The following is a 26,421-nucleotide window of genomic DNA, read 5'->3' on the forward strand; positions in this document are numbered from 1 at the left end:
GGTCGGCCCATGGGGCCAGATGATGTTAGGGATGTAGCTAAGAAAATTGCGATGGTTGTAGGGATTTCCCGCGGTCTGGAATTGCTATTTCGAGCGGTAGCTTAGCCTTGGCGGAAATGCGACAGCACTCTTGAGCGCTGCCCTCCGAAGGTGGAGGTTTCAGGTTCGAATCCCGATAACGCGTCACTACGTCGTTGGTCTTTCCAACAACGTAAGAAACTACCGGCCCCGTTCGCGGGGCCGGTAGCCAAATTAGGCTGTCAGTGCAGAATTCCCACCGTCGTTCTTCCAGCGCCGCCAGGCGGGAAAGGCCAGCGCGAGCACGCCGAGAGCCACATGGGCGAATGCGATACTGAGCGTGAAACCGGCTACGAGAGCCCATGGGCTGATCGCAGCCCAGATACCCGCAACCATACGCGCCCAGTCGAGCCCTTCATGCGGTCGCCAAAGCGCAATTGCGGCAAGCACTGCGATTAGTCCGCCTGTCAGTAGGGCGCTCCAGAAGGTAATATCGGTCATCGTGACGACGAAGGGCAACCCGGCGAAGGCGAGGCCCGCGAGAAGGCTGATGCCGTCGCCAAGCTTGTCATAGTTCGTGGTCCAGGTCTTGCTCATGGTGTTACCTCCTTTCTCTTCACAGGGATTCAATGCGGCCGAGCCAGCCGCTTGGGCGCCGGCGCAGGCAGGAAGGGCAACAGCTCCTCTTGCGAAATCGCGCCGGTCGCGATCTCTTCCAAGGCAAGCTCTTCCGTGGCTTGCCGTTCAGGTTCGACCCGCGGTTCTGCCCCGGCCTTCAGCGCCCGGCTGCGGGCGCTCGCGGCGAGGACCAGCGCGAAGCGATCGGGCACTGCCTGCTGGGCATCGATTGCAACAAAGGGATTCATGCCGCCCTCCCTTCCTTGACGGACGGATACATGCCGTCGGCGGCCACCGCCGCTTCAAGTGCCAACAGCGCCCGTTCAACCTCGGCAAGCTGCGATTCACGCTGGTTTTCCGGCATGCCTTCGGTGCTGGCGACATCCTGAAGATACTCCGTGTAGGCCCAGTTCATCAGGATAGAACGGCGAGCCTCCAACGACAGGCCGGCGTCCGAAGCAACCTCCATGGGAGAACGCCCATCATCACCGCCTTTCGGATCGCCCCGCCGTTTCGCGCCAGCCATCGCGTCGCGATAGGCTTGCCGCATCTCCGACAGCCCGAGCCGCGAGAGCGTGGCATCGGACCACAGCCCAGCCTGCCTATCCCGGACCCGGGCGGCACGGCGCTCAGCCTCGCCTGCCGGCAAATGCACCTCGTAAGCCACCCCTAGACGCTTTGCATGGCGAATAGCGGCTTCCAGCGTCGGAAAGCTCAAGTCGATCTGCTGGATCGTGTCGTCGCCACCTGTCCAGCCCATCAAAGGCTCGAGCCAGGGACCGGTCCGGCGTGGAAAGCTCATCTTCCAGCCCTTCGTACGCGCTCGCCCCGAGGTCATCGCCGATCTCGACGGTTTCCAGATCCGGGCGACCGCATCGTCCGGCAGAGAAGAATTCCAATCTGGTCGCGAACCGGCTTGGCTCGGAATGGGTGAGGCATGTGATTGTGCTTTGAAATCTCCGCTGATCACGTTCATCTCTTAGCCTCCAGATTGCAGGAAGGGCGTCCGGCCGCCACCCGAGCGGCCGGAACGTCCCGTTCTGGGTCCAAGCTGGTTCAGGCCGCGACAGGTTCCGGCTCTGGAGCTGTCTCGAGCTGCCTGGTCTCAAGACCTTCGGTCGCCTCGGGAGACGCGATCTCGATCCGACGCGGTTTAAGTTCCTCGGGGACCTCGCGCTTGAGCTGGACGGTCAGGAGGCCGTTCGACAGCGTGGCCCCTTCGACCCGGACGTGATCGGCCAGTTCGAACCGACGTTCAAACGACCGGCCGGCGATGCCACGATAGAGATAGCTGTCACCGCCGTCACCTTCGGGCGTCTCCTTACCGCCTGACACGATCAGCATGTTCTTGTCCTGGGTCAGGGTCAGATCGTCTTCGGCAAAGCCCGCCACCGCCATGTCGATGCGATAGTCGTCCTCGCCGGTCTTGACGATGTCATAAGGCGGCCAGTTGTCGAGCGTCTCCACTCGACGGGCTGTCTCGAGCGCGTCGAGCATACGGTCGAAGCCAACGCTCGAACGGAACAGAGGTGCAAAATCAAGTGTCGTTGCCATAGCCATATCCTCCTTTGAGCAACATGGGTACAGACATCGGGAGCACCGCAGGAGCGATGTCCCGCTTCATGGCCGATCCCCATCTGGGCGATCTGCATAAAGTGATTTGGTACAGTACCTTACGATTTCAAGAGGATGCTCGGAAACTTTTTTTCTACGTACATCTCTCCTATATTTCTCTTGCTTCCTTGTGGCATTCGAAAGGAGGAGATCATGACCGAAAACGACGTGAAAAGCATCCTGGGTCCCGGCACGGACCCCACGCTACTGTCTGATATTCTGCGCACCGGCGCCAACGCCTCCGAGCTTGCCCGTGCCAAGGCCTGGGTCGAGGCGGACGAGGCGCAGGTCGATGCCCATAGCCCCTTCCCATCGGGCCGCATCGCTCGGCTGGTCGAATTGCTCGAAGCCGATCAGGAAGAAGACGATCTGCTATAACAGAAATCGGGCTGGCATTCAGGACGATGCCAGCCCGTCTCTTCAGGTGGTCACGATCACCCGAACCGGCCCGTCGCGGCGCAGAACGTCGGCAACCACGTGAGTGCCGGACCGGCGCAGAGTCACATCGACAGTTCCACCATCAAGGCGCAGATTGCGCAGGACCACCTCTCCCAGAAACTCCGGGAGGATCGGTTGCTCGAAGATCACCTGCCGCGCCTCGGCGTCGAAGCGCAGCCCGAGACAAGCCTGAAGCAGCAACAGCGGCGCTCCAGCCGCCCAGGCCTGCGGCGTACAGGCCACTGGGTAGAAGGTGGGACCTTGCGTCTCGCGGCGCGGGAAGCCGCAGAACAACTCCGGCAACCGTCGCAGATCGATATAGGTGGCGGCGGAGAAGATGCCCTCGAATATACGCGCGGCCTGTTCACGGAACCCGTAGCGCGCCAGCCCCGCCCCGATCAGCGCATTGTCATGGGGCCAGACCGAGCCGTTGTGATAGCTCATCGGATTGTACCGTGCCTGACCCGCGGCAATGGTCCGCACTCCCCATCCGCAGAAAGACGACGGCCCCATCAGGGCTCCGACGACCGTTTCGGCGCGTTCCTCCGGGACGATCCCCGTCCAGAGCAGATGGCCCACGTTCGAGCTGCGCACCCGGCAGGACCGTTTGTCACCATCGAGGGCGAGCACATAGGTTCCAAGCTCATCGTCCCAGAACGCCGCGTCAAAACGGGACTTCAATTCCGAGGCCTTTTGCGCCTGTTCCTCCGCGATCCCTTCATGACCGAGTTCCCTTGAGATCTCGGACGCAGCCAGCCGGGCAGCATAGACGTAGCCCTGCACCTCGCAAAGCGCGATCGGCCCCTTGGCCAGCGTCCCATCGGCATGAAACACCGCATCATGACTGTCCTTCCACCCCTGGTTGGCGAGCCCCTTGTCGTTGCGCCGTCCATATTCCACGAAACCGTCGCCGTCCCGATCGCCATAGGTCTCGATCCAGTCGAGCGCCGCGCGGACATGCGGCCAGAGTGTTTCCAGCACCTCCCGATTGCCGGTGCGTTCGAAATACGCCCCGGCGAGCATCACGAACAGCGGTGTCGAATCCACGCTGCCGTAATAGCGCCGGAACGGAACTTCGCCGGTTTCCGCCATTTCGCCATAACGCACTTCATGAAGGATCTTGCCTGGCTCGGCATCGGTATCCGGATCGAATTCCGTCGCCTGGTTGGCCGCAAGATGCAGCAAAACGCCCCGCGCGACCGCCGGGTCGAGCCAGAGCATTTCCCAGGCGGTGATCAGAGCATCGCGCCCGAACACGGTGCTGAACCAAGGCACGCCCGCATAGGGATAGGGCCCCTCCTCCGTATCGGTCATGAGCATGTAGAGGTCCGAGACCGAACGGCGCATGGTCTCGTTGAATATCTCGTTGGAGCTTTGCACCGTGGCTGCGCGGGAAGAGGAACGTCTGAGTGCGCGGCGCGCGTCCCGCAACGAGCGGAAAAACAGGCGCGACGGAGGATCCTCGGCCCCATTCACGTCGCAGCCGATCTCGATAAAGAGCGAACGCGTTTCGCCGGGGGCGAGGCTCAGACGATAGACGGCTTTCCCCGGCTCAAGCTGCACAGGCGCAGGATCGAAACGCAGCGCGGTGCTACGTGGATTGTGGTCGAGCCCCCGGTACGACAAGAGCACGTGCGAGCCATCCACCTCCGGCAAGAGCGACGTTCCCCGGCGGGCCCGTACCCGGCCACGGACCTCAAAAATATCAGCAAAATCGGCCTCAAAGGCGATTTCCAAGGTAATCTCATGTGGGGCCTCGTCGAAATTGCGTACCGCCAGCCGCTCATAACAGGTGCCTTGCCAAAGAAACCGCGTCCGGCGCATGTGGATGCGATCATGCGCAATCAGACAGCGACCGGTTTCGTCATAAAGATCGGGATTCGTCAGATCGCAGGTCAGCGTGGCGTTATCGTCGCGCAATGTGGACGAGAGCAGCATGGGCCGCTCTCCCCCGATGGTCAGATAGTAATGCGAGAGATACCTGGTGTCGCGATGGAACAGGCCCTCGGGGCTGCCCGGCCCCGAAAGCACATCGCCATTGTGATCGAACACGGCGAAGGTATCGCCGTGCTTCAGGGTTCGTGGCCGCCGCTCCTGCAAGGAGGCTGCCGCCGGGATGAAGAATTGCGCCGGCGGCGCGACCAGTTGCGACGCACGCAAGGCCGTCTGTTGCAGCGCCTCGGTCATCCTACACTCCTTCGCACTCATTCCGCCGCATGCAGTACCCGGGCTCCGTGGCCGCCGAGCATATGCGGGAGCGGCATCGTAACAGCCTCGACGCCCGGCAGCCCGCGATAGATTTCGACATAGTCGCGCGCCATGCGATCTGCGGTGAAGCGTTCTTCGAACGTCTCGCGCACGATTCCTCTGCTGATACGGTCCAGCTTGCTGACGGCCGCGACAGCGTCCTCCAGCGAGTGCACGACATAGCCGGTCAGCCCTGGCTCCACGATCTCGGGCACTGAGCCATTCGCCCATGCGATTACAGGCGTGCCGCAGGCCATGGCCTCGATCATCACCAAGCCGAAAGGTTCGGGCCAGTCGACCGGGAAGAGCAGCGCCCGCGCGTTCCCGAGAAATTCGGCCTTTTGCTTCTCGTTGATCTCTCCGATGAACTCGACATTGTCGTGGGCGTCGACCATAGGCGCGATGATCTCTTCCCAATACTTGCGATCCGCATCGCCTATCTTGGCAGCGATTTTCAGTGGCATCCCCGCCCGCGCCGCAATTTCGATGGCGCGGTCCGGGCGTTTCTCCGGCGAAATCCGTCCGAGGAAAGCAAGATAGTCGCCGTTCGGGCGTTCGGTGAAGGGCAGCAGAGTCTTGGGAAGACCATGATAAACTGTTCCTGCCCAGTTCACGAAGGGCAGCGGACGGCGCTGGTCGTCCGAGATCGAAACAAGCGGATAGTTCGGGAAGGTCGCATAGAAGGGACGAAGATCAGGCCCGTCGAGCCGGCCGTGCATGGTCGTCACCATGCGATCGGCGAATGCGCGCGCCATGGGATAGTGCAGGAAGTCGATGTGAAAATGCAGCACGTCGAATTCATCGGCCCGCAAGCGGACTTCCTCCAGCATGGCGACATGCCAAGGCAGCGAGTTCTTCACGTTCGGATCGAGCCGGAGCGCTTCCTTGCTGCACGGGACCAGGTGGGCCTTGGTCCGGCTGTCGCCGCTGGCGAACAGCGTGACTTCATGGCCCTGCCTGACCAGTTCTTCGGTGAGATAGGAGACGATCCTTTCTGTTCCCCCATAGAGACGCGGCGGGCAACTTTCTTCCAGCGGTGCGATCTGTGCGATCTTCATCAGCAAAACCTCCTCTTCTGAGCGAAGCCTCAACAATGGATGCGAGAAGGTCGTCTACGATCACCCCGCCTGGGCATGACCGCCGGATGTGGCATCTCGAATTCGGACAGTCGTGATACAAGATCACTGCCATCCGCCGGACCATGGTTCCGGAACCCGAGATGGCCTTGCCCGGCAAAACCTCCTGCGCAAAACAGCGATGTCAGATAGCAGGGAACCCCTGCGAAAAGTTCAGTTAGAAATCGACTTTGGAGTTTCAACCCCCTCCGGCGCGCAAAAAATATGACCTGAAACAGGCAGGTGCTGAGTGTGCGTTGGTCGCATTCACGCTGCGCGACGAACCACAACCGCTCCAATCAGCATGCTCAGCCCCAACGCGAGGAACAAAGGGTCGGCGATCTTGGCTTGCAACAGGCCGGAGGCAGTCGTGACAGAGATGAGCATCAAGCTGAATTCGCCGCCATGGGCCAGGATTGCGCCGGCGCGAAGCGCAGTCTCGAGCTGTTCTCCGAACATGCGGGTCAGGGCAACAACAAGCGCGAGTTTCACCACCATGAGCACAAAAAGCCATGCCAACACACTTGGCCATGTCGACCAAACCGCATCTATATGGAGTTGAGCTCCGATACCGATGAAGAACACCCCAACGAACAAATCCCGGAACGGCCTGATTTCCCGTTCAACGAATTGGCGGGCGTCGCCCTCGGCGATCATCATGCCGGCAGCGAATGCACCGAGCGCCGGCGAAAGACCCGCAACCTGCGCAATAATGGCCGCGAGCAAGGCAACGGTCAGGGCCAGAAGCTGTGCGAGTTCAGCCTCGCCCTGGGTTGCGACCCATCCGGCAAGCCGCTGAAGCATTGACCGGGCGATGAAGAGCGACCCGACGAGCACGCCCATGCCCCCGACCATCTTCAGGACGTCGTGCGCGCTTTCCACGACTCCTGCCGCGGCGATGACATCGTGAAAGGCCAGAAAGCCGACGGCCGCCAGATCCTGAAACAGCAGAACAGCGATCGCGACCCGTCCCTGAGGCGTTCCGAGCGCATCGCCGCCCGCCAGGACCTTGAGGCAAAGCGCGGTCGATGACATCGCGACCGCGCCAGCGATCAGGACCGCCGCCGCCGGCGCGATCTCGGTAAAGACGAGCAGCCCTACGGTGACCGACCCTCCGGTTACGAGCACCTGTGTCAGACCGAGTCCGAAGATCAGCCGCCGGAGCGACACGAGCTTGTCGAGGGAGAATTCCAGACCAAGCGCGAAGAGAAGCAGGATCACCCCGACCTCACCGATAAGCGTCAGTGTGGCACCCTCGGCGATGAGCCCCAGACCGGACGGCCCGATCACAATGCCGGACAGCAGGAAACCGACCAGTGCGGGGATGCCAAGCCGTGCGCAGATCGCGACATGGCAGAAAGCCATCATGGCGAGCAACGCGGCGGCCTCCAACAGCCCCTGGTCGGCGTGCATCAACGTCGCCCGCTTCCATAGACAGTCGCCCCGATCCACGCCGGTGGGTCGGACGCGGGGAAGGACTCAGCACTCGCTTCACAGACCGGGTCTGCAGCCGTCGCGAGTTCCGCTGAGAGATCACGAACGCTGGCCGCGTCGATGCCTCGGTGAAGCCGGTGCCGGGAACTCGGTCGGTGGCCGGTCTCGATGCGGTGGGCGCCAGGAGCATCGGCTCCCTTGCTGGTTGGCACTGTCTCCCACCACAAGCGGCGCGGTGGCACGGATCGACGTTTGTCCGGCTCGTGGCGCACGATATACTGCCAGTCGTTTCGTTCCGCGAAGGCGATGGCGCTGTCGAGATCAGGGAATGTCAGGCGGATCGGACGATAGGGATCTTCGGTTGCGGTCCAGCCCATAAGAGGCTCGATGACCGGCGCCCGGGCCGGCTCAAACTCGAGTATCCAATGCTGCCGCCTGATTGGAGCGGAGGTGTGGGACGAGCGAGCTGGCCTGTAGATCAACGCTGTCGGCACGTATGGAGATGTCAGGTCAGTTCCGGGGATCTTCGGTCGAAACGGGGGGCGGTTATGTCCTTTCATCATGATTTACCTCTCTTCGGATTGCGGCACCGGCGGCGTTACCGTCGCCGGTGCACGGGCCGTCATTCGGCGGCAGGCTCGGCCTCTTCGCTATCGCCATTGCCGGGCTCGCCGAGGGCCTCGGTTTCTTCTGCGCTCTCCAGCTTTTGGAACGTGATCTTCTGATCATCCGCGGTCCAGGCGACGCGCACCTTGTCGCCGTCCTCGATCCGACCGGAAAGCATCTCGCGGGCGAGCTCGGTTTCCAGTTCCGACCGGATTAGCCGTCGCAACTCGCGGGCGCCGAACTCTGGCCGGAAACCCACCGCTCCGAAATGCTCCGCAACGCTTCCGTCATAGTCGAGCTCGACGCCCTGGGTCATCGCCGTGCGGGCGACGCGGGCCAGCTGCAGCTCGACGATCTGCCGGATTTCCGACTGGTTCAGAGAATGGAAGACGATGATTTCGTCGATCCGGTTGATGAACTCGGGCCGGAAATGGGCACGCAACACGTCCATCAGTTCGGACTTCTGCCCTGCCTCGTCGAACTCCTTGGTTCCGCGCTTGCGAAGGTTGCGCTGGATGATATCGGAGCCGAGGTTCGACGTGGCGATAATGATGGTGTTGGTGAAATCCACCACGCGGCCCTTGCCGTCGGTCAGGCGGCCATCGTCGAAGACCTGCAGCAGGATGTTATAGACATCTGCATGCGCCTTCTCGATCTCGTCGAGCAGCACGACAGAATAAGGCCGGCGCCGGACTCGTTCGGTCAACTGGCCGCCCTCGTCGTAGCCGACATAGCCCGGCGGGGCGCCAACCAGCCGCGCGACCGCGTGACGTTCGCCATATTCGGACATGTCGATGCGGATCATCGCATCCTGATCACCGAAGATCGTCTCCGCCAGAGTCTTGGCCAGCTCGGTCTTGCCGACGCCGGTCGGACCGAGGAACAGGAAGGTCGCGGTCGGGCCGGAGCCCTCGCGTAGCCCGGCGCGTGCCAGTCGCACGGCATCGGCAACGGCATGAATCGCCTCTTCCTGGCCGATTACCCGCTCATGCAACTTGTCCTCGAGTTTCAGCAGCTTTTCGCGCTCTTCTGTCGTCAGTTCGCTCACCGGCACGCCGGTCAGTTTCGAGACGATCTGCGCCACGTGGTCAGCGCGCACTTCAGCCGTCGCAGAGGCCCGGTCGCGCTTCCAGGTTTCCATCAACTCGTCAAGCTCGACCTGTTTGGCTTCAAGCTCTTTCTTGAGTTCAGCAGCACGGTCGAACTGCTTCCTCCCCGCAGCGTAGTCCTGCTCGCGCCGAATCTGCGCGACCTCAGCCTCGAGCTCTTGGACATCGACGGGACGCGCGGTAGCGCTGATCTTCACGCGCGCGGCAGCCTGGTCGATCAGGTCGATGGCCTTATCGGGCATGAAGCGGCCAGTGACGTAGCGGTCGGAAAGCTCGGCCGCCGCGACGATGGCCTCGTCGGTGATCGTCACCTTGTGGTGGCTTTCCAGCGTGTCGCGCAGGCCGCGCAGGATCATGATCGTCTGCGCCACCGTCGGCTCATCGACATAGACCGGCTGGAAGCGGCGCTCCAGCGCGGCGTCCTTCTCGATGTATTTCTGGTACTCGTTCAGGGTGGTCGCGCCGATCAGGTTCAGCTCGCCGCGGGCCAGCGCCGGCTTGAAGGTATTGGCGATGTCGAGCCCGCCTTCGCCGCCGCCCTGTCCGGCTCCGACGATGGTGTGGATCTCGTCGATGAACAGGATCATGTCGGCCTTGTTGGCCTCGATCTCCTTGAGGATCTTCTGGACCCGCTCCTCGAACTCACCGCGATATTTCGATCCGGCCACCATCGAGTTGATGTTGAGTTCGACCAGCCGTTTGTCGCGCAGCGCCTCGGGCACCTCGCCCGCGACGATGCGCTGCGCCAGCCCCTCGATGATCGCGGTCTTGCCGACACCCGGTTCGCCGATCAGCACCGGGTTGTTCTTCTTGCGCCGCGCCAGAACCTCGATCGTCGTCTCGATTTCACGCGCCCGGCCGATCACCGGGTCGAGCCTGCCCTCGCGCGCCAGCTTGGTCAAATCGCGGCTGTATTCATCCAGATCAGGCGTGCTCGACGGGGTTTCGACGCGGCCTTCCTCGGCCCCCTGACCGACGACCTTTGTCACCTGCTGGCGTAGCGCCTGCGGCGTCAGGCCCAGCCGGTTCAAGATGCTCGACGCCACGCCCTCGCCCTCTTCGGCGAGACCGATCAGAAGGTGTTCGGGGCCGACATAGGAATGGCCCAGCTCGTTCGAGGCGATGAAGGCGCGGTTCAGCGCATCCTTCACCCGCGGGCTGACGCCGATCTCACGGTCCTCCCCCGTTGCGTCGCCCTTCTTCGCTTCGCTCTCGATCTGGCGGCGCAGATCGTCGGCGTCGATCTTGACCTGCCCCAGCACCGTGCGGACAACATCCGAGCCGGTAAGCGCCAGCAGAAGGTGTTCCGTATCAACCTCGGTCCGGCCGAATTCATGCGCCTTCTGGCCCGCCTCCTGCAAAAGCCGGTTGGCCTGTTCGCTCAGGCGGTCAGCGATATTGATGCCGCCGCGCCGCGCGGTGCGCCCCGCCTGTCGGATAGGGACGGGTTGCCCCTGATCTTCGCCAAGCCGATCGAAAAGGCCACCGGAATCGCCAAAAAATTCATCGAAGAGCGAGCGCCCTCCGAAAAGCGATTCCAGTGGCGATGCGCTACGCCCCTGCCGTCGGGCGATCCTGCGGTAGTCCTCGTCGCAAAGCTCCATCACCTTGCGTTCACCGTTGACAGAGACCTGCGCACGAAAGCTGGCAGGTCGGGATTTGCAGATATCACAGATGCCGTTTGCCATTTTTCACCTCCGTCATGCTCCCAGCCGGAACGTCCGGACTGGGTCTCTGTGTTCAGGCCGCCTCGACCTCCTGAGTGCGGACCTTTTCTGCGATGGCCCGAAGGTCGGGCTCGTCCAGCGTCTCGCGGTCGAGCAGATCGCGGGACGTTTCCTCCAGCAGCGCCCGGTTCGCGTCGAGAAGCGCGACCGTACGCGCGAAGATGTCGTCGATGATCGCCTTGACAGCGGTATCCATCCGCTCGGCCGTTGCCTCGCTGTGGCGGCGGTTGAGCCAGGCGGATTGATCCCCCGTGCCAAGGAAGCCGGGCCGCTCGGTGTCATAGCTGACATGGCCCAGATCGGGGTCCATGCCGTAGCGCGCGACCATGGCCCTGGCGATGTCGGTTGCCTTCACCAGGTCGTCGGCGGCACCGGTCGAAAGGTGATCGTATATGACCTTCTCGGCCGCACGCCCGCCCAGAAGAACGGCGATCTTGTTCTCCAGTTCCTCGCGGGTCATCAGGAAGCGGTCCTCGGTCGGGCGCTGGATCGTATAGCCGAGCGCACCGATCCCGCGCGGGATGATCGAGACTTTGTGCACCGGATCGACCCCCGGCAGCGCCATCGCGACCAGCGCGTGCCCCATTTCGTGATGCGCCACGATTTCCCGCTCGCGCGCGTTCAGAACACGGTTGCGCTTCTCCAGCCCGGCGACGATACGCTCTACTGCGTTGTTGAAGTCTTCCATGGTCACCGCATCGGCCTTTCGGCGGGTTGCCAATAGCGCCGCCTCATTGACCAGATTTGCCAAGTCCGCTCCGGAAAAGCCCGGGGTCAGCCCGGCGACCTTCTCCGCATCCACGTCCGGTGCGAGCGTCACCTTCTTCATGTGTACCCCGAGGATCTGGATGCGGCCCTTCTTGTCGGGCTTGTCCACCAGCACCTGCCGGTCGAAGCGCCCGGCCCTGAGCAGCGCCGGGTCGAGGATTTCCGGCCGGTTGGTGGCCGCCAGCAGCACGATCCCCGACGACGGGTCGAACCCGTCCAGCTCAGTGAGAAGCTGGTTCAGCGTCTGTTCGCGCTCGTCATGCCCGCCGGCCATCTGACCGGAGGCGCGGGCGCGGCCGAGCGCGTCGAGCTCGTCGATGAAGATGATCGCGGGTGCGTTCTTGCGGGCCTGCTCGAACAGGTCGCGCACCCTTGCGGCGCCGACGCCCACGAACATCTCGACGAATTCCGAGCCCGAGATCGAGAAGAAGGTCACGCCCGCCTCGCCCGCCACGGCCCGCGCCAGAAGCGTCTTGCCGGTACCCGGCGGGCCGACCAGGAGGATGCCTTTCGGGATCCGGGCGCCGAGCTTGCCGTAATCCTCGGGGGTCTTCAGGAAATCGACCACTTCCTCCAGCTCGGCCTTGGCCTCGTCGACCCCGGCCACATCGGCAAAGCTGACGCCGGTTTCCTTCTCCATGTAGACCTTGGCCTTGCTCTTGCCGACCTGCAGGAAACCGCCAAAACCCTGACGCTCGGCGAACTTGCGAAAGACGAACATCCAGAGACCGAAGAAGACCACTGCAGGCACCACCCAGGAGAGAAGCGCCCCGATCCAGGTGTTTTGCGGAACGCCGGTGATCTCGACATCCGCGTCGTCCAGCCTTTCAAGAATTGTGGGATCGACGATCGTGGTGACGAAGCCAGAGCGGCCGCCGATGGGAGTTTCAAAGGTGCCGGTGATCGTATCGGACCCGACCGCAACCGAAGCGATGTCGCCGTCGGCCAGATACTGTTCGAATTGGCTATAGCTGATCGGCGCGATGCTGCGGTAGCTGGCGATCAGATCCTGAATAAAGATCACCGCAAAAAATGCGACGATCCAGTACCAGATGTTAAATTCGGTTCTCTTTTCCATCCCCTTCTCTCCTCGGCGCCAACCCGTAGAGATGTGGCTGATTTGTCACATCCGGCCAGATTGGTATTGCTTGAGCCGAGTTCAAGAGGGATCCGACATGAAGATCGAAGCTGGCAACGCTGCCCAAAATTCTTACATCCCGTGGCGTGCCACTTCCCGTTAGCCGCGAGTGAAATTTATTGCGATCATGACTGCGACGCCGCGCCACCAATTCCTGAACCTGCTCCAATCCATACTGCTTTTGGCGGGTATGGCGGTTATCGCCTGGTTCATCGTTTCGGCGATTGCGGGACAGGGCTTGGCAATTGCGATCGTCATCGGATCCTTGCTGGGATTGCTGCTGTCACCCGGCATCCCGAAACGCCTTTTGCTGAACGCCTACGGCGCACGCAGGCTCAGCGGGCGGGAATTTCCAGAGGGCATGGCGATACTGGCCGAACTCGCACGCCGCGCCGGGCTGCCGCGTGTACCGGAACTCTACTATGTACCGAGCCAGATGCCGAACGCCTTCGCTATGGGCTCTCCGGATGAAAGCGCCGTCTGCGTCAGCGATGGTCTTCTTCGATCTATGAACCAGCGCGAACTGGCCGGGGTCTTGGCGCACGAGGTCGCTCACATCGCCAACCGCGATCTCTGGATCATGGGTCTGGCCGACGCGATGTCGCGCGCGGTGTCGCTCGCGTCCTGGGTTGGGCAACTCATCCTGCTGTTGAACCTGCCGCTCATCCTGGCCGGCGCGGCTTATGTGCCCTGGCAGGTACCACTTGTCCTGATCTTTTCACCCACGATCATGGCCCTTCTTCAGCTCGCGCTGTCGCGGGCCCGGGAATACGATGCCGACAGGGGCGGCGCCGAGCTGACCGGCGATCCCGATGGCCTCGCTTCGGCCCTCCTCAAGCTGGAACGCCGCGTCGGGCGCGTCTGGGAAGACATGTTCCTGCCCGGACGCCGCATCCCCGAACCCTCGCTCCTGCGCACGCACCCGCCCACCGCCGATCGAGTCCGGCGGCTGCGCGCACTTTCCGGACCCCGCCGACCGGTCCCACCGTCCGTTCCCCTGAACGCACCGCGGGCTGTGCGCGTTTCCACGCCGCGTTACGGGCCTTGGGGCGTCTATCGATGAGAACATTTTTTGCGTCGAGGTCTTGAAGTTGCAAATAGGCAACACTTTATCCGCAGCGGAACGCCCAGTTGGGGTTTCACGGATACGCGACAGGTTCGGCTGATTCAGCGGACCGCCTGGCGTTCGCCCGAGGGGAACGCATGGCAGACGCGAATGCTCTAGACCGCCGCCAAAATGGCGAACCTTGAAGCATGTCCGTTCTCCGCGGGCGTTCAGTGGCGTGGTGACAAATCCACGCCGTCAACTGAAACGACGGAGGCGAAACATGCTCTATCCCACCTACACACGTCGCAGCGATCCGTTTGCGCTGATGCGCTCGATGCTGCGCGATTTTGACGGGACCTCTCCTGGCCGCGTAACCCAGCCCGTTTTCCCCGCCGTAAACGTCTGGCAGGGCGACGAGGCGGTCGCGATCACTGCAGAACTCCCTGGCGTGGATCCGGCCGACATCGACATTTCCGTGAAGGAGAATGTCCTGACGCTCTCTGGCGAGCGCAAGGCGCCCGAAATTCCGGAAGGCGCCCGCTGGCACCGCAACGAACGCGGCTTTGGCAAGTTCGCTCGTTCGGTTCGGCTACCCTTCGTGGCCGCGGAGGACAAGGTCGAGGCGCGGATGACCAACGGTGTGATCCGCATCGTGATCGGCCGCCCCGAAGAGGACAAGCCGCGGAGAATCGAGATCAAGGCTGCGTAAGAGGAGGACCAATATATGACCAACGATGTAACACATACTGCCGACAAGACCCCGGCCGAGACACCGGAAACCACCACCGGCCGTCGTATCTACAGGCCGCTGACCGACATCGTCGAAACGGCTGACGGGGTGACACTGACACTCGAGATGCCGGGCGTCGCCGCCGAAGACGTGGATATCACGCTCGAAAAGCGCGTGTTGACGATCAAAGGTAAGGTCCATGCCACGCAGCCCGAGAAGCTGCAACTGGCCTATTCCGAATACGGCGAGGGCGATTTCGAGCGAGCCTTTACCATGTCCGACGACTTCGACCCCGACAAGATCGGCGCGCAGGTCTCTAATGGTGTGCTGACCCTGACGCTGCCGCGCGCAGCGGAAGCCCAACCCAAAAAGATCACGGTAACGGCGTCGTAAGCCGGGCACGTCGCACCCAAAAGAAGAAAGGAGAACTCACATGCAGATCAAGGACCTGATCCCCTGGGCGCGGAAGGATCATGCGCCCGACCCGAAAAGTGATGACCAGAACCCCATCGCCACCCTTCAACGCGACATGAACCGTGTGTTCGAAGGCTTCTGGAACCGCGTCGGCGATTTCGACTGGCCCTGGGTAGGCGGCGAGGCGAAATCCGACGTGGTCGAGACCGAAGATCACGTGGAGGTATCGATCGAACTGCCCGGGATGGAAATGAAGGACATCGAGGTCACCGTAACCGATGACATGCTGACCATCAAGGGCGAGAAGAAGATCGAGCGGCAGGAGGAGAAGAAGGGCTATTATCTCTCCGAACGCAGCTATGGCGCGATCTATCGCACGATCCCGCTACCGCCGGGAGTCGACGGTGAGAAGGCCGATGCCAGCTTCAAGAACGGCGTGCTGACGATCAAGCTGCCGCAGACCCCGGAGGCGCAGGCCAAGGTCAAGCGCATCGAGGTGAAAAACGCCTGATACCAAATGTCGTGCCGACAGTACCGTGCTGTCGGCACGACGATCTACACTTCTCCTGTCTTGGACGCTTAAATCCAATCGGGAGAGAGCCATGCAGGTCGGGTTGGAACTTCAGGCGGTTGCCCGGGACAGGTCTTCCGCAAAAGTACTTCCGAGTAGTTCACATAGCTAAAATGGACGAACGATCTCGTCACAAGCACAGCACCAGAACCCTGCACGATTGAGTGCGAGACTCACCTATGGGGGCATCGAGCGGATGACACACGATGAAAAGGAGAGCACGTGACATTGAGTTTCGGCACCTGCGGTGCTTCGTTAATGCAGCCGATCATGGCAGTTTCCGAAAGGCTGGAAGCACGATGGGTGTCCAGCAGTCATCAATCAGTCGATGCATCTGCGATCTCGAGGATCGCCTCGGAACATCCTTGTTCCACCGTCATCGAAGCGGTGTGACCCTAAACCGCGCCGGGCAACAATTTCTACCTCGCGCACGTCAGATAATTCGCGGGCTTGATGAGAGCTTGCACGCGATGGCGGCACTTGGCAGATCGGAAAACGGCAGTATAAGAGTTGGCATTTATTCATCGATTGCCTCGGGCTTTCTGGCCGAATTGCTGTGCTCCTTCGGGGATCAGCACAATCATGTGCAGATCGAATTGATCGATGGAAACCCGGAAGAACACGTCGCTGCCATCCGTCGGCTCAAACTCGACGTCGCTTTCCTAACTGGAACCCGGACCTGGCAAGAATGTGACAGCGCATTGATGTGGTCAGAAGGTGTTTTCGTTGTCCTGCCTGAACGTCATGAGTTAGCCATCCGGACAGCAGTCGACTGGCGCGAGCTTAGCGGCGAGGCTTTCATGGTCAGCAAAACAGCGCCGGGCCAAGAGATCTATGACTATCTGGTGAGGAAGCTGGCAGACCTCAGTTGGCACCCTGACATACATGTGCAATCCGTAAGTCGAGATAACCTGCTGTCATTGGTTGCCATTGGGCGAGGTTTGACCGTGGTCAGCGAGGCGATGACGGTGACGAACCACCCGGGAGTGGTCTTTCGACCGATCAAGGGCGAGCGCCTTCCATTTTCTGCAATCTGGTCGCCGAATAACGACAACCCCGCGTTCAGGCGTCTTCTGAGCATGGCGAGGACAAAAGCAGGGTCGGAAAGAAGCGCGGCTATCAGTGAGCATCTCTGTGGATTTGAGCCGCACGCCTCGCCTTCGCAAACCCGCGATCTGTCGCCATGAACCGCTCGAGCATCGGCGCGATCAGCCGGACAGGGTCGGCGACAGGCTGCCCCGTCTCTCGCCCCAGCACCTCTGCATAGGCGACAAGATCGCGATGAACAGACGCGGGCAATTCCACTGTCACCTTCACCGGCTTGTCATCGGGCAACGGCCCAAGCTTCAGTTTCGACATGATCACCCTCCTGCCGGTTCGAATACCAGATCGCGGGTGACGATGATCCTGACCGGGAACCCCGGGCGAATGGTCAGTGTCGGCGCGACCTGCAACTGACGCTGGACGATCTGCTGTCCGGCCTGGTTGATCGTGTCCACCGCGCCATCGCGGATCGCCTCGACCAGACGGTCTTCGTCATCGGTGGCGAGGTCCGCGCCGATCGCGAGCAGCGTGGACAGACCGGCCGCGCGCATGAGATCCCACCAGTGATAGTCCACGCCATCTTCGAGGCCGGCATAGCCGCTCGCATCCGCCCCCGGCAGACGTTCGAGAACGATGGACCCGCCTTCGGGAAGGATCAGGCGGTTCCAGGCCAACAGCAGGCGGCGTTGGCCGAACGTCACACCGTCATCGTATTGGCCGATGATGCGGGTTCCTTGTGGGATCAATAGCAGTGATCCGGTCGGGCTGTCATAGACATTCTCGGTGACCTGTGCGGTGATCTGCCCCGGAAGATCGGAACGAATGCCCGTGATGAGGGCGGCCGGGATCACCGCTCCCGCCTGAAGGATGTACGGCGAGGCTGGCGGCTGAATGCGATCGGATGCGACGGTCTGCCGGTCCACCGGACCGTTGAGGAAAGCCGTATGCCGGTTCCCCTCAGGTTGCTCGGAGCTACCCAGGCCCGGAAGACTCACGCCGGCCCCGGCCGTCGTTGCCCTGCCAGACGCCGTCTGGAAGAAGACACCGCTCAGACGCGCGGTTTCCTCCTCTGCCCTGCGCCGCTCCGCGTCCGGATCGACGGTCGGGCCCATAATCGGCGGAGGGCCTACGGGCACTCCCCGCTCCTGTGCATCGAGGATCGGCCGCCCGAGGTCGCCGGGCAGTGCCGGTCCCAGAACCGGTCCGGTATAGTCGGCTGGCAACCCTTCCAGGCCGTCCGCTGTCGGTCGGTTGTCGATGGAGTAGAGTTCTCCCCCTGGCGGTCCGGCCTCACGGGTCTGGAGCGCATAGATCAGCGCTCCGGCGATGCCGAACAGGACGACCGCTCCGACACCGGCCAGAACCTTGCGCGACAGCCTGGTCACGCGGGGCGGATCGGGACGCAGACGCATCGGAGTTGCAGGATCGGTGTCACTCATGACGCCCCTCCCCTTCGCGCATCCCCCGCCGTCCGCGCATCCGCCTCGCGCTCCTCCATGCGCACGATACGGACCGCTTGCTGGCGGTCTCCGGCCCCCAGCCGGAGCTCGGCGGCGCCGAAGAGGCGATCCACGATCAGCACGTTCCGGCGGATACGGCTGTTGACGATCTGCGGTTCGCCATCGGCGCCGAGCACGAAGAGCGGCGGCATTTCGCCCTGGGCGATGCCAGCAGGGAAGACGATATAGACGCGACGGCCATCGTCGAAGACAGAAACCGGGCGCCAGGGCGGGCTCTCACCCTGGATCTGCAATCCGTAACGATGATTGCGGGCCGAGGGCGCCGGAATGGTCGGCGCGGTTGCCACGGCCTGTTGCCCACCACGCGGCGCTGCCGGATAGGCCCAGGCGACCGAGGGCATGTAGAGCGCCTCGCGCGCACGCAACTCGATCGTATACACCCGCCTGTCAGTGCTGATCACCAGATTGGTCGAGATGTCGTCCCGCGTCGGTTTGACGAGGATGTGGACGCGGGCGGTTGATCCGGACCCGCTCTCCGTGTCGCCGATGATCCAGCGCGTGGTATCCCCTGCGGCGATCGGCCCCGCGCCGGTCAGACGCTCGCCCGGCTCGAGTGCAATATTGGTGATCTGACCCGGTGCGGCATAGACCTGATAGAGCGCGCCTTCCGACCAGGGATAGATCTGGATGGCGTTGTAATAGCCCTCGCGGCGCGGCTCGACCCGGGCGGCGGCATTGGCGTTTTCGATACGGCCGGTCGGTGTGCCCGCCGCCGCTCCGCCATGCGCCACTGTCCAGACCGGCGGCGTGTGCAGGGGCCGAGGACGTTCCTCGGCAGCCGAGGCGGGCGGAGTGGGCAGCGGCGGCACGGACTCGTCGTAGCTGAATTCCGGCACATGGTTGCTGGCGCACCCCGCCAGCACGGACGCGGACAGCAGCAGAGCCACCAACGCAGGCGCACCGACCATCGGAGACCTGCTCTCACAGAAACGCTGTTCAGTCATTGGCTCATCTCCCGCGACCAGGAGATCGCATTGACGTAGATACCGAGGGGATTGGCGCGCAGACGCTCGGCGCTGCGCGGGGTCTGGATCACGACGGTCAGGATCGCGGTCCAGCGCTCGGTCGTGGAAAGCTGACCGTTCTCGTAGTGACGCTCGGTCCAGGCGACACGGAACGATCCCGGCGAGGCCCGGATGACCGAGGACACCTCGACAGCGATCTGTTGACGACCGACGCGTGTGAACGGGTCGTTCGCGCGAGCGAAGTCGTTAAGTGCGGCCGCGCCACGGTCCGTGGTGAACTCATAGGCGCGCAGCCAGTTCTGCCGCACGATGATCGGGTCGGCGGGGATCGACCGGACCTGTTCGATGAAGCGACCGAGATGGAAGGCGATCTGCGGATCGGTCGGCTCGTAATCGGCGGAGGCCGGGGCGACGGTCTGCGCCTCGCCGAGCGCGTCGACCTGAACGACCCAGGGCACTACCGTGCCGCGTGCGGATTGCCAGACCAGGGCGCCAGCAAAACCCGCCGCGAGGATCAGGCTGCCGAAGGCCATGTAGCGCCAGTTGCGGGCCTGAACGCGGGCGGAGCCGATACGCTCATCCCAGACCTGCGCAGCCTTCTGGTAAGGCGTCTCTGGCTGAGGTGACTTGCCATAATGCGTGGCGGAGCGCTTGAAGAGGTTCATGAGCGATCCCTTTCGGAGAGATTGACAGAGGAGCCCGAGCCGTGGCTGTCGCCCGACCGGACGGCGTGGGCGGCAGCGCGGACGCCATGGCTCACGGCCTGGCTATGGCGCATGCGCTTCGCCCAGGCTGGCGGGCCATCGGAGGCGGACGGGCCGGAGCTGCCAGGCTCGGGCGCCGTGCCGCCGACCGTGCCCATCGAGGTGGTTCCGCCCGTCGCCGCAACACCGCCCTTGACGCCCTCGGCGTAGCTGGACTGGATGGCGCCAGCCGTTCGAGAGGACGCCTTCTTGAGCGGTGATGCCGAGGCGGCGGCTCCGGCGCGCGCTACACCAGCCATCCCGCCGGCGAGACCTCCTCCGCCCATCGAACCGAGCGTATAGGCGCTCGAGGCAGCGCCCGCCGCGGCCGCGCCGCCGCGTGCGATGGCGGCGCCTCCGGAGACTGCAGATCCGGCTCCGCGTGCAGCCAGCATGGTCGCCCCTCCGGCCCCGATCGCCGCGCCACCGACGGCAAGGCCGGTGCCTATGGCCGCCCCCGCGCTGAGTTGCGGCCCGCCAGACACCAATCCTGAGGCGATGCCGGGGCCGAAGATACCGAGGCCCAGCAGAGACAGGGCGGCCAGCACAATCGCCATGGCATCATCGATGGTCGGCGTCACGCCGCCGAAGCCGGCTGTGAACTGGCCGAAGAGCGTCGATCCGATGCCGATGATCACGGCCAGCACCAGAACCTTGATGCCGGAGGAAATCACGTTGCCCAGCACGCGCTCGGCCATGAAGGCGGTCTTGCCGAACAGGCCGAAGGGGATCAGCACGAAGCCCGCGAGGGTCGTGAGCTTGAACTCGATCAGGGTGACGAAGAGCTGCACCGCGAGGATGAAGAAGGCGAGGATCACCAGCGCCCAGGCGAAGAACAGGCAGAGAATCTGGACGAGGTTCTCAAAGACTGCGACCCAGCCCATCAGATCGGAGATGCTTTCGAGCAGCGGCCGTCCGGCCTCGAGCCCGGTCTGGGCGACGCGGCCGGGGCGCAGAAGATCTGCGCCGGAAAACCCGGTGCCCGAAGCCATCAGACCGAGGCCTGCGAAGCTCTCGAAGACGATGCGGGCGAGGTTGTTCCAGTTGGAGATGATATAGGCGAAGACCCCGACAAAGAGCGTCTTCTTCACCAGTCGGGCGATGATGTCGTCATCGGCGCCCCAGGCCCAGAACAAGGCCGCCAGCGTCACGTCGATGACGATCAGCGTCGTGGCGATGAAGGCCACCTCCCCCCCGAGCAGCCCAAACCCGCTGTCGATATAGCTGGTGAAGATGCCCAGAAAGTTGTCAATGACGCCGGTTCCGCCCATGGCTCACTGATCTCCCGGACGCTGCGGCGCTTCGGGTGCAGGCATCCGACCGAGGAACCGGTCGCGGTTCTCGGCCCATGCGGCGAGGCAGTCGGCATCGCTGGAAGCGGCCTCGCCAAGCTGCTGGCACCGGCGCAGCGTCGCGCGGAGAGGATCGGCAGACGGCTGGAGCGCGGGCGCGGTGCTGGCCGGCACGGGAGCTTCCTCGCGTGTCATCTCGATCACCGTGGCTGTGATCGCGATCGCCACGAACACGATGGCCGCGATCCGGGCCAGCACCTTCCCCTCCATCGTCGCCCCCTCCCGGCCTCAGTTGAACATCTGCGCGTTGCCGGGCTGGTAGCCCGCGCCCGGCGTCAGGAAGCGCTCGCGCTGGATGCGACCCTGTTCTGCAGCGGTGGCGCGCTCGGCCTCGGTCAGCGCGTTGGCGCGGCCGTTTGCCGAGATCACCGCGATCAGGTCCGAGAGCTGCTGCGATTGCAGCGCGAGGAGCTGGTTGCCCGCCTGCGTGGCCTGCAGAGCACCGACCGCGTTCTGGCTCTGCCCCACAAGCGCGGACATCTCGGCGCGGTTGGCGTCGATATTGCCGACGACACCGGCCTGCACGCGCATGGCATCCTGCAGTCCACCGACAGTGTTCTCCCAACGGGACCGGGCCTCGGCGATCAGTTGCTGGTCGGTCGCCGTCAGGGAAAGGTTGCCATAGTCCTGCTGGAACATCTGGTCGATGCTCTGCACATCGAAGGCGATGTTCTGCGCCTGGGCCAGGAGTTGTTGCGTGCGGCTGACGTTCTGCTGGATCTGCTGGAGCGCGGAGTACGGCAGGTTGGCGAGATTGCGCGCCTGGTTGATCAGCATCTGCGCTTCGTTCTGGAGCTGTGCGATCTGGTTGTTGATCTGCTCCAGAGCGCGCGCCGCGGTCAGGAGATTTTCCGCGTGGTTGGTCGGGTCGTAGACGATGAACGGACCGCCGCCGATGCCGAAGAGCGCATGTGCGGGCGGCGCTGCGAGGGGCGACATGGCGATGGGCATCGCCAGCGCGAGGGCGAGCAGCGACGTGCCTGCGGACCGAAACGTGATCTTGCGTGTCATGGTGTGACTTCCTCTTCTTCAAGGTCGATGTCGGCGTCCTCAACAACAGCGGAGGCCGGAGAGGCCCCCTCTGCGTCGATGGCGAGATTGGTGAGGTCGGGGATCAGGTCGGCGGCCCAATCGAGGCCATGCGCCTTCAGCCAGGCGGCGAGGAAGCCGTCTTGGCCGTGCCCGGCGCAGATCTCGGCGATCAGCGCCTGATCCGATTTGGACGATGCCGCGCAGAGGGCCAGTCCGACATCGCTGAGGCCCAGTTCGAACAGCCGGTTGCCGCGCCGCGACTGGCAGTAGTAGTCGCGCTTGGGCGTGGCCCGCGCGAGGATCTCGATCTGTCGGTCATTGAGGCCGAAGCGGCGATAGATGGCCGTGATCTGGGGCTCGATGGCCCGCTCGTTCGGCAGCAGGAGCCGCGTCGGGCAGCTTTCGATGATCGCCGGCGCGATGGTACTGCCATCGATGTCGCTGAGGCTCTGCGTCGCGAAGATCACCGAGGCGTTCTTCTTCCTCAGCGTCTTCAGCCACTCGCGGAGCTGCTCCGCGAAGGCATCGTCATCGAGTGCGAGCCAGCCCTCGTCGATGATGAGCAGCGTGGGGCGTCCATCGAGCCGATCACCGATCCGGTGGAACAGGTATGAGAGGACGGCGGGCGCCGCGCCGGTTCCCACCAGCCCCTCGATCTCGAAGGCCTGCACATCCGCCGATCCCAGCCGTTCGGTCTCGGCATCGAGCAGCCGGCCATAGGGTCCACCCACGCAATAGGCACGCAGCGCCTGCTTCAGATCGTTGGACTGCAGCAGGACCGCGAGGCCGGTGATGGTACGTTCCCCGACAGGGGCCGAGGCCAGCGAGGTCAGCGCCGTCCAGATATGTTCTTTCACATCCGGGGTAATCTGGATGTTCTCGCGCGTCAGGATGGCGACGATCCAGTCGGCCGCCCAAGCACGTTCCGACGTCTCGTGAATGCGTGCCAAGGGCTGTAGCATGACGGAGCTCTCGTCCGCTTCGGTCAGTTCTCCGCCGAGGTCATGCCAGTCGCCGCCCATGGCGAGCGAGGCGGCGCGGATCGAGCCGCCGAAGTCGAAGGCGAAGATCTGGCTGCGCGGATATCTCCGGAACTGCAGCGCCATCAGCGCCAGCAACACGGATTTGCCCGCGCCGGTCGGGCCGACGACGAGGGTGTGACCGACATCCCCGACATGAAGAGAAAACCGGAACGGGGTGGAGCCTTCGGTCCTGGCGTAGAGCAACGGAGCGTCGTTGAAATGTTCGTCCCGCGCCTCGCCCGCCCAGACCGCGGAGAGCGGGATCATATGGGCGAGATTCAATGTGCTGACTGGAGGCTGGCGGACATTGGCATAGGCATGTCCGGGCAAACTTCCGAGCCAGGCATCGACCGCATTGACCGTCTCGACCATGACGCTGAAATCGCGGGACTGGACGATCTTCTCGACCAGCCGCAGCTTCTCGTCGGCGCGGCGAACGTCCTCGTTCCAGACCGTGATCGTCGCAGTGACATAGGCCATGCCAGCCAGATCCGCGCCGAGTTCCTGCAGGGCCATGTCCGCGTCGGCGGCCTTGTTCGCGGCATCTGTATCGACCAGCGCGGATTGCTCGTTGGTCATCACCTCCTTGAGGATCGCGGCAATGCTCTTGCGTTTGGCAAACCACTGACGACGGATCCGGGTCAGCAGCTTGGTTGCATCCAGCTTGTCCATGAGGATGGCCCGGGTCGACCAGCGATAGGGAAAGGCCAGCCGGTTCAGCTCGTCGAGCAGGCCCGGGGTCGTGGCGCCGGGAAAGCCAGTGATCGTCAGCACCCGGAGGTGATGATTGCCCAGGCGCGGCTCCAGCCCGCCGGCCAGCGGCTGGTCGGGCAAGAGCGCGTCGAGATAGACCGGCACCTCGGGTACGCGCACGCGGTGCCGGTTGGTCGAAATCGTCGAATGCAGGTAGGTCAGCGTAGCGGCGTCATCGAGCCAGTGGCAGTCCGGCATGAAACCGTCGAGCAGCGCCAGCACACGATCCGTTCGGTCGATGAAGCCGCGCACCTGTTCCCAGGGGTTCACACCTGAGGTTTCGCGGCCCTCGTAGAGCCAGGATTCTGAGCGTGCCGCGTCCTCGGCAGGCGGAAGCCACACGAGGGTCAGGAAATAGCCGGAAACGAAGTGGCTCCCCTCCTCCTCGAATTCGGCCTTGCGCTCGGCATCGACCAGCGCGGAAGCCGCATCCGGAAAGATGCTCACCGGATAAGTCGCGGCCTCAGAGCGTTGTGCTTCCACGAAGATCGCCCACCCGGAACCGAGGCGACGGAAAGCGTTGTTCAGCCGTCCCGCCACCGCGACCAGTTCGGCCGCGACGGCGCTGTCGAGATCGGGCCCCCGAAACTTCGCCGTTCTCTGGAACGAGCCGTCCTTGTTGAGGACCACGCCCTCCCCGACCAGCGCCACCCAGGGCAGGTAGTCGGCGAGGCGCGAGGCGGTGCGGCGGTATTCTGCGAGGTTCATCATGGGGGTTCACACCGAGAGTTGACCGGGAATGCGCAGATGGCGGCGGGCGACCTCGACGAAGAGCGGATCGCGCCTGGCCGCCCAGACGGCAGCGATGTGGCCAACGGCCCAGATCAGGATCCCGACCAGCCAGAGCTGAAGTCCGAGGCCGACCGCGCCGGCGAGCGTGCCATTCAGGATGGCGACCGAGCGCGGGGCTCCGCCGAGGAGGATCGGCTCGGTCAGCGCGCGGTGAACCGGCACGCAGAACCCCGGGACCGTGTCGAGGGCCTCGAAACTTTGCCATTCGCTACCGATCATGGCGTTCCTCCCTCGAAACGCTCCCCCGGAGCCTTTCGTGTCCCTGCGGGCCAACGGTCGTCACCATCAAATCAGCGCTCCGCCACCAAAGCTGAAGAAGCTCAGGAAGAAGGACGAGGCCGCAAAGGCGATGGAAATCCCGAAGACGATCTGGATCAGCCGCCGGAAACCGCCGCCGGTATCGCCGAAGGCCAGCGTCAGACCGGTGACGATGATGATGATCACCGCCACGATCTTGGCGACCGGCCCCTCGACGGAGTCGAGGATGGATTGCAGAGGCGCTTCCCAGGGCATGGAAGACCCTGAGGCATGAGCGGCCGGGGCGATGAACAGGCTGACGTAAGTGGCGGCGACCGCAGTAGCGATGTGCTGGCGGATGCCCAGGGCGTGACGGATCATTCGGGATCTCCTGGTTCGTGAGGGATGGCGGTTTCTGAAATGGCAGGTGAAATCCGGTAGTCGCCCTCCGGCCCGAGGCCCTCGACGCAGGCGAGTTCGGCCAGACGACGCGCGGAACCGCGCCCGGCCAGGACGGCCACGAGGTCGATGGTCTCCGCGATCATGGCCCGCGGCACGGTGACGACGGCTTCCTGGATGAGCTGTTCGAGGCGGCGCAGCGCACCGATGCCGGAACCGGCATGGATTGTGCCGATGCCGCCCGGATGTCCGGTGCCCCAAGCCTTGAGCAGGTCCAGCGCCTCGGCGCCACGCACCTCACCGATCGGAATACGATCGGGGCGCAGACGCAGCGAGGACCGCACCAGATCCGACAGGCTGGCAACGCCGTCCTTGGTGCGCATCGCCACGAGGTTCGGCGCGGCGCATTGCAGTTCTCGGGTGTCCTCGATGATCACGACGCGATCTTGCGTCTTCGCTACCTCGGCGAGCAGCGCATTGGTTAGCGTGGTCTTGCCCGTGGACGTGCCGCCGGCGACGAGGATGTTGGCGCGGGTGGCGACCGCCAGGCGCAGCGCCTCGGCCTGCATCCCGGTCATGATTCCGGCGGTGGCGTAATCTTCGAGGGTGAAGACGGCGACGGCGGGTTTGCGGATGGCGAAAGCCGGAGCGGCGACCACGGGCGGAAGCAGCCCCTCGAAACGCTCGCCTGTTTCGGGAAGCTCCGCAGAGACGCGAGGGGAGAGGCCATGAACTTCGACGCCAACATGGTGGGCGACGAGGCGAACGATGCGCTCGCCGTCCGCTGCGCTCAGCGTCTTGCCGCTATCGGCCAGCCCCTCGGAAAGTCGGTCGACCCAGAGCCGCCCATCGGGGTTGAGCATCACCTCGACGGTCATGGGGTCTTCCAGAAACCCGGCGATCGCCGGCCCGAGCGCGGTGCGCAGCATCCGCGCGCCTCTCCGTATCACCTCTGGTCTCTGATCGG

General features: G+C 63.5%; 27 protein-coding genes. 6 read left to right on the forward strand and 21 right to left on the reverse strand.

Annotated features, from left to right (window positions below):
* Window positions 1-252 precede the first annotated feature (252 nt).
* From F3H87_RS19660 to F3H87_RS19675, 4 genes are all read right to left on the reverse strand, one after another.
* Complete coding sequence (locus F3H87_RS19660) at window positions 253-615, reverse strand: SPW repeat domain-containing protein (RefSeq protein WP_149789672.1); 363 nt, start codon at window positions 613-615, stop codon at window positions 253-255.
* A gap of 29 nt (window positions 616-644) precedes the next feature.
* A complete protein-coding gene (rpoZ, locus tag F3H87_RS19665; RefSeq protein ID WP_149789671.1) occupies window positions 645-884 on the reverse strand; it encodes a DNA-directed RNA polymerase subunit omega in 240 nt (79 codons plus the stop codon).
* Window positions 881-1,612 carry an NADH dehydrogenase ubiquinone Fe-S protein 4 gene (locus F3H87_RS19670; RefSeq protein ID WP_149789670.1) on the reverse strand — a complete coding sequence of 244 codons (732 nt, stop codon included), beginning with the start codon at window positions 1,610-1,612 and terminating at the stop codon, window positions 881-883. Before F3H87_RS19670 ends, rpoZ begins: the two co-directional genes overlap by 4 nt.
* An 80-nt stretch (window positions 1,613-1,692) precedes the next feature.
* Window positions 1,693-2,190, reverse strand: a complete 498-nt coding sequence (locus F3H87_RS19675; RefSeq protein WP_149789669.1) for an Hsp20 family protein — start codon at window positions 2,188-2,190, stop codon at window positions 1,693-1,695.
* A 213-nt stretch (window positions 2,191-2,403) separates the two neighbouring features.
* On the opposite strand from F3H87_RS19675, the gene F3H87_RS19680 reads away from it, so the two are divergent.
* The gene (locus tag F3H87_RS19680; protein ID WP_028092954.1) at window positions 2,404-2,628 is read left to right on the forward strand and encodes a hypothetical protein; all 225 of its coding nucleotides are present in this window, start codon (window positions 2,404-2,406) and stop codon (window positions 2,626-2,628) included.
* Window positions 2,629-2,670: 42 nt separating this feature from the next.
* Here the strand turns inward: F3H87_RS19680 and F3H87_RS19685 are convergent, their stop codons facing one another.
* The 6 genes from F3H87_RS19685 to ftsH form a co-directional block, all read right to left on the reverse strand.
* Complete coding sequence (locus F3H87_RS19685) at window positions 2,671-4,875, reverse strand: amylo-alpha-1,6-glucosidase (RefSeq protein ID WP_149789668.1); 2,205 nt, start codon at window positions 4,873-4,875, stop codon at window positions 2,671-2,673.
* A 17-nt stretch (window positions 4,876-4,892) separates the two neighbouring features.
* Window positions 4,893-5,993: a glycosyltransferase family 4 protein gene (locus F3H87_RS19690; RefSeq protein ID WP_149789667.1), complete on the reverse strand. Its 1,101-nt coding sequence runs from the start codon at window positions 5,991-5,993 to the stop codon at window positions 4,893-4,895.
* Between the two features lie 324 nt (window positions 5,994-6,317).
* Window positions 6,318-7,463, reverse strand: coding sequence for a cation:proton antiporter (locus F3H87_RS19695; protein ID WP_149789666.1), 1,146 nt, complete (start codon window positions 7,461-7,463; stop codon window positions 6,318-6,320).
* Window positions 7,463-8,047 carry an NADH dehydrogenase ubiquinone Fe-S protein 4 gene (locus F3H87_RS19700; protein ID WP_149789665.1) on the reverse strand — a complete coding sequence of 195 codons (585 nt, stop codon included), beginning with the start codon at window positions 8,045-8,047 and terminating at the stop codon, window positions 7,463-7,465. Before F3H87_RS19700 ends, F3H87_RS19695 begins: the two co-directional genes overlap by 1 nt.
* A 59-nt stretch (window positions 8,048-8,106) precedes the next feature.
* Entirely contained in the window at window positions 8,107-10,887 is a 2,781-nt protein-coding gene (locus tag F3H87_RS19705; protein ID WP_149789664.1) for an ATP-dependent Clp protease ATP-binding subunit, read from the reverse strand.
* Between the two features lie 52 nt (window positions 10,888-10,939).
* The gene (gene ftsH, locus F3H87_RS19710; RefSeq protein WP_149789663.1) at window positions 10,940-12,772 is read right to left on the reverse strand and encodes an ATP-dependent zinc metalloprotease FtsH; all 1,833 of its coding nucleotides are present in this window, start codon (window positions 12,770-12,772) and stop codon (window positions 10,940-10,942) included.
* Between the two features lie 187 nt (window positions 12,773-12,959).
* On the opposite strand from ftsH, the gene F3H87_RS19715 reads away from it, so the two are divergent.
* The 5 genes from F3H87_RS19715 to F3H87_RS19735 all read left to right on the forward strand — a co-directional run bounded on the left by F3H87_RS19715 (window position 12,960) and on the right by F3H87_RS19735 (window position 16,782).
* On the forward strand, window positions 12,960-13,895 hold the full coding sequence (locus tag F3H87_RS19715) for a zinc metalloprotease HtpX (protein WP_149789694.1): 936 nt from the start codon (window positions 12,960-12,962) through the stop codon (window positions 13,893-13,895).
* Between the two features lie 265 nt (window positions 13,896-14,160).
* Window positions 14,161-14,589: an Hsp20/alpha crystallin family protein gene (locus tag F3H87_RS19720; RefSeq protein WP_149789662.1), complete on the forward strand. Its 429-nt coding sequence runs from the start codon at window positions 14,161-14,163 to the stop codon at window positions 14,587-14,589.
* 15 nt (window positions 14,590-14,604) lie between these two features.
* Entirely contained in the window at window positions 14,605-15,003 is a 399-nt protein-coding gene (locus F3H87_RS19725; RefSeq protein WP_149789661.1) for an Hsp20/alpha crystallin family protein, read from the forward strand.
* A 40-nt stretch (window positions 15,004-15,043) separates the two neighbouring features.
* Complete coding sequence (locus F3H87_RS19730; RefSeq protein ID WP_149789660.1) at window positions 15,044-15,535, forward strand: Hsp20/alpha crystallin family protein; 492 nt, start codon at window positions 15,044-15,046, stop codon at window positions 15,533-15,535.
* Between the two features lie 266 nt (window positions 15,536-15,801).
* Window positions 15,802-16,782, forward strand: a complete 981-nt coding sequence (locus tag F3H87_RS19735; protein WP_149789659.1) for a LysR family transcriptional regulator — start codon at window positions 15,802-15,804, stop codon at window positions 16,780-16,782.
* Here F3H87_RS19735 and F3H87_RS19740 read toward each other — a convergent pair.
* From F3H87_RS19740 to trbB, 11 genes are all read right to left on the reverse strand, one after another.
* Window positions 16,715-16,954, reverse strand: coding sequence for a DUF2274 domain-containing protein (locus F3H87_RS19740; RefSeq protein ID WP_149789658.1), 240 nt, complete (start codon window positions 16,952-16,954; stop codon window positions 16,715-16,717). The genes F3H87_RS19735 and F3H87_RS19740 overlap by 68 nt on opposite strands.
* 2 nt (window positions 16,955-16,956) lie before the next feature.
* Window positions 16,957-18,078, reverse strand: a complete 1,122-nt coding sequence (locus tag F3H87_RS19745; RefSeq protein WP_149789657.1) for a TrbI/VirB10 family protein — start codon at window positions 18,076-18,078, stop codon at window positions 16,957-16,959.
* On the reverse strand, window positions 18,075-19,103 hold the full coding sequence (trbG, locus tag F3H87_RS19750) for a P-type conjugative transfer protein TrbG (RefSeq protein WP_149789656.1): 1,029 nt from the start codon (window positions 19,101-19,103) through the stop codon (window positions 18,075-18,077). Before trbG ends, F3H87_RS19745 begins: the two co-directional genes overlap by 4 nt.
* Entirely contained in the window at window positions 19,100-19,789 is a 690-nt protein-coding gene (gene trbF / locus F3H87_RS19755) for a conjugal transfer protein TrbF (protein ID WP_149789655.1), read from the reverse strand. The genes trbG and trbF overlap by 4 nt, the downstream gene beginning before the upstream one ends.
* On the reverse strand, window positions 19,786-21,138 hold the full coding sequence (gene trbL, locus F3H87_RS19760; protein ID WP_149789654.1) for a P-type conjugative transfer protein TrbL: 1,353 nt from the start codon (window positions 21,136-21,138) through the stop codon (window positions 19,786-19,788). The genes trbF and trbL overlap by 4 nt, the downstream gene beginning before the upstream one ends.
* A 3-nt stretch (window positions 21,139-21,141) precedes the next feature.
* Window positions 21,142-21,429, reverse strand: a complete 288-nt coding sequence (gene trbK-alt / locus F3H87_RS19765; RefSeq protein WP_149789653.1) for a putative entry exclusion protein TrbK-alt — start codon at window positions 21,427-21,429, stop codon at window positions 21,142-21,144.
* A gap of 18 nt (window positions 21,430-21,447) precedes the next feature.
* The gene (trbJ, locus tag F3H87_RS19770; protein WP_149789652.1) at window positions 21,448-22,230 is read right to left on the reverse strand and encodes a P-type conjugative transfer protein TrbJ; all 783 of its coding nucleotides are present in this window, start codon (window positions 22,228-22,230) and stop codon (window positions 21,448-21,450) included.
* Window positions 22,227-24,737, reverse strand: a complete 2,511-nt coding sequence (trbE, locus tag F3H87_RS19775) for a conjugal transfer protein TrbE (protein ID WP_149789651.1) — start codon at window positions 24,735-24,737, stop codon at window positions 22,227-22,229. The genes trbJ and trbE overlap by 4 nt, the downstream gene beginning before the upstream one ends.
* A gap of 6 nt (window positions 24,738-24,743) precedes the next feature.
* The gene (locus tag F3H87_RS19780) at window positions 24,744-25,037 is read right to left on the reverse strand and encodes a VirB3 family type IV secretion system protein (RefSeq protein ID WP_149789650.1); all 294 of its coding nucleotides are present in this window, start codon (window positions 25,035-25,037) and stop codon (window positions 24,744-24,746) included.
* 66 nt (window positions 25,038-25,103) lie between these two features.
* Window positions 25,104-25,436 carry a TrbC/VirB2 family protein gene (locus F3H87_RS19785; protein WP_149789649.1) on the reverse strand — a complete coding sequence of 111 codons (333 nt, stop codon included), beginning with the start codon at window positions 25,434-25,436 and terminating at the stop codon, window positions 25,104-25,106.
* A complete protein-coding gene (gene trbB / locus F3H87_RS19790) occupies window positions 25,433-26,383 on the reverse strand; it encodes a P-type conjugative transfer ATPase TrbB (RefSeq protein ID WP_455429721.1) in 951 nt (316 codons plus the stop codon). Before trbB ends, F3H87_RS19785 begins: the two co-directional genes overlap by 4 nt.
* Window positions 26,384-26,421 lie beyond the last annotated feature (38 nt).

The sequence above is a fragment of the Lutimaribacter pacificus genome, assembly GCF_900142185.1.
Classification (GTDB): Bacteria; Pseudomonadota; Alphaproteobacteria; order Rhodobacterales; family Rhodobacteraceae; genus Lutimaribacter; species Lutimaribacter pacificus.

Excerpts from the sequence above, each read along its gene's own strand:
- F3H87_RS19715 (WP_149789694.1), top strand. The coding sequence starts at position 12,960 with ATGACTGCGACGCCGCGCCACCAATTCCTGAACCTGCTCCAATCCATA.
- F3H87_RS19725 (WP_149789661.1), top strand. The coding sequence starts at position 14,605 with ATGACCAACGATGTAACACATACTGCCGACAAGACCCCGGCCGAGACA.
- trbE (WP_149789651.1), bottom strand. The coding sequence starts at position 24,737 with ATGATGAACCTCGCAGAATACCGCCGCACCGCCTCGCGCCTCGCCGAC.
- rpoZ (WP_149789671.1), bottom strand. The coding sequence starts at position 884 with ATGAATCCCTTTGTTGCAATCGATGCCCAGCAGGCAGTGCCCGATCGC.
- F3H87_RS19780 (WP_149789650.1), bottom strand. The coding sequence starts at position 25,037 with ATGATCGGTAGCGAATGGCAAAGTTTCGAGGCCCTCGACACGGTCCCG.
- F3H87_RS19700 (WP_149789665.1), bottom strand. The coding sequence starts at position 8,047 with ATGATGAAAGGACATAACCGCCCCCCGTTTCGACCGAAGATCCCCGGA.
- F3H87_RS19740 (WP_149789658.1), bottom strand. The coding sequence starts at position 16,954 with ATGTCGAAACTGAAGCTTGGGCCGTTGCCCGATGACAAGCCGGTGAAG.
- F3H87_RS19675 (WP_149789669.1), bottom strand. The coding sequence starts at position 2,190 with ATGGCAACGACACTTGATTTTGCACCTCTGTTCCGTTCGAGCGTTGGC.
- F3H87_RS19785 (WP_149789649.1), bottom strand. The coding sequence starts at position 25,436 with ATGATCCGTCACGCCCTGGGCATCCGCCAGCACATCGCTACTGCGGTC.
- F3H87_RS19660 (WP_149789672.1), bottom strand. The coding sequence starts at position 615 with ATGAGCAAGACCTGGACCACGAACTATGACAAGCTTGGCGACGGCATC.
- trbG (WP_149789656.1), bottom strand. The coding sequence starts at position 19,103 with ATGACTGAACAGCGTTTCTGTGAGAGCAGGTCTCCGATGGTCGGTGCG.
- F3H87_RS19720 (WP_149789662.1), top strand. The coding sequence starts at position 14,161 with ATGCTCTATCCCACCTACACACGTCGCAGCGATCCGTTTGCGCTGATG.
- F3H87_RS19695 (WP_149789666.1), bottom strand. The coding sequence starts at position 7,463 with ATGCACGCCGACCAGGGGCTGTTGGAGGCCGCCGCGTTGCTCGCCATG.
- F3H87_RS19690 (WP_149789667.1), bottom strand. The coding sequence starts at position 5,993 with ATGAAGATCGCACAGATCGCACCGCTGGAAGAAAGTTGCCCGCCGCGT.
- F3H87_RS19705 (WP_149789664.1), bottom strand. The coding sequence starts at position 10,887 with ATGGCAAACGGCATCTGTGATATCTGCAAATCCCGACCTGCCAGCTTT.
- trbF (WP_149789655.1), bottom strand. The coding sequence starts at position 19,789 with ATGAACCTCTTCAAGCGCTCCGCCACGCATTATGGCAAGTCACCTCAG.
- F3H87_RS19685 (WP_149789668.1), bottom strand. The coding sequence starts at position 4,875 with ATGACCGAGGCGCTGCAACAGACGGCCTTGCGTGCGTCGCAACTGGTC.
- trbB (WP_455429721.1), bottom strand. The coding sequence starts at position 26,383 with ATGCTGCGCACCGCGCTCGGGCCGGCGATCGCCGGGTTTCTGGAAGAC.
- F3H87_RS19680 (WP_028092954.1), top strand. The coding sequence starts at position 2,404 with ATGACCGAAAACGACGTGAAAAGCATCCTGGGTCCCGGCACGGACCCC.
- F3H87_RS19745 (WP_149789657.1), bottom strand. The coding sequence starts at position 18,078 with ATGAGTGACACCGATCCTGCAACTCCGATGCGTCTGCGTCCCGATCCG.
- F3H87_RS19735 (WP_149789659.1), top strand. The coding sequence starts at position 15,802 with ATGAAAAGGAGAGCACGTGACATTGAGTTTCGGCACCTGCGGTGCTTC.
- ftsH (WP_149789663.1), bottom strand. The coding sequence starts at position 12,772 with ATGGAAAAGAGAACCGAATTTAACATCTGGTACTGGATCGTCGCATTT.
- trbK-alt (WP_149789653.1), bottom strand. The coding sequence starts at position 21,429 with ATGGAGGGGAAGGTGCTGGCCCGGATCGCGGCCATCGTGTTCGTGGCG.
- F3H87_RS19730 (WP_149789660.1), top strand. The coding sequence starts at position 15,044 with ATGCAGATCAAGGACCTGATCCCCTGGGCGCGGAAGGATCATGCGCCC.
- trbJ (WP_149789652.1), bottom strand. The coding sequence starts at position 22,230 with ATGACACGCAAGATCACGTTTCGGTCCGCAGGCACGTCGCTGCTCGCC.
- trbL (WP_149789654.1), bottom strand. The coding sequence starts at position 21,138 with ATGGGCGGAACCGGCGTCATTGACAACTTTCTGGGCATCTTCACCAGC.
- F3H87_RS19670 (WP_149789670.1), bottom strand. The coding sequence starts at position 1,612 with ATGAACGTGATCAGCGGAGATTTCAAAGCACAATCACATGCCTCACCC.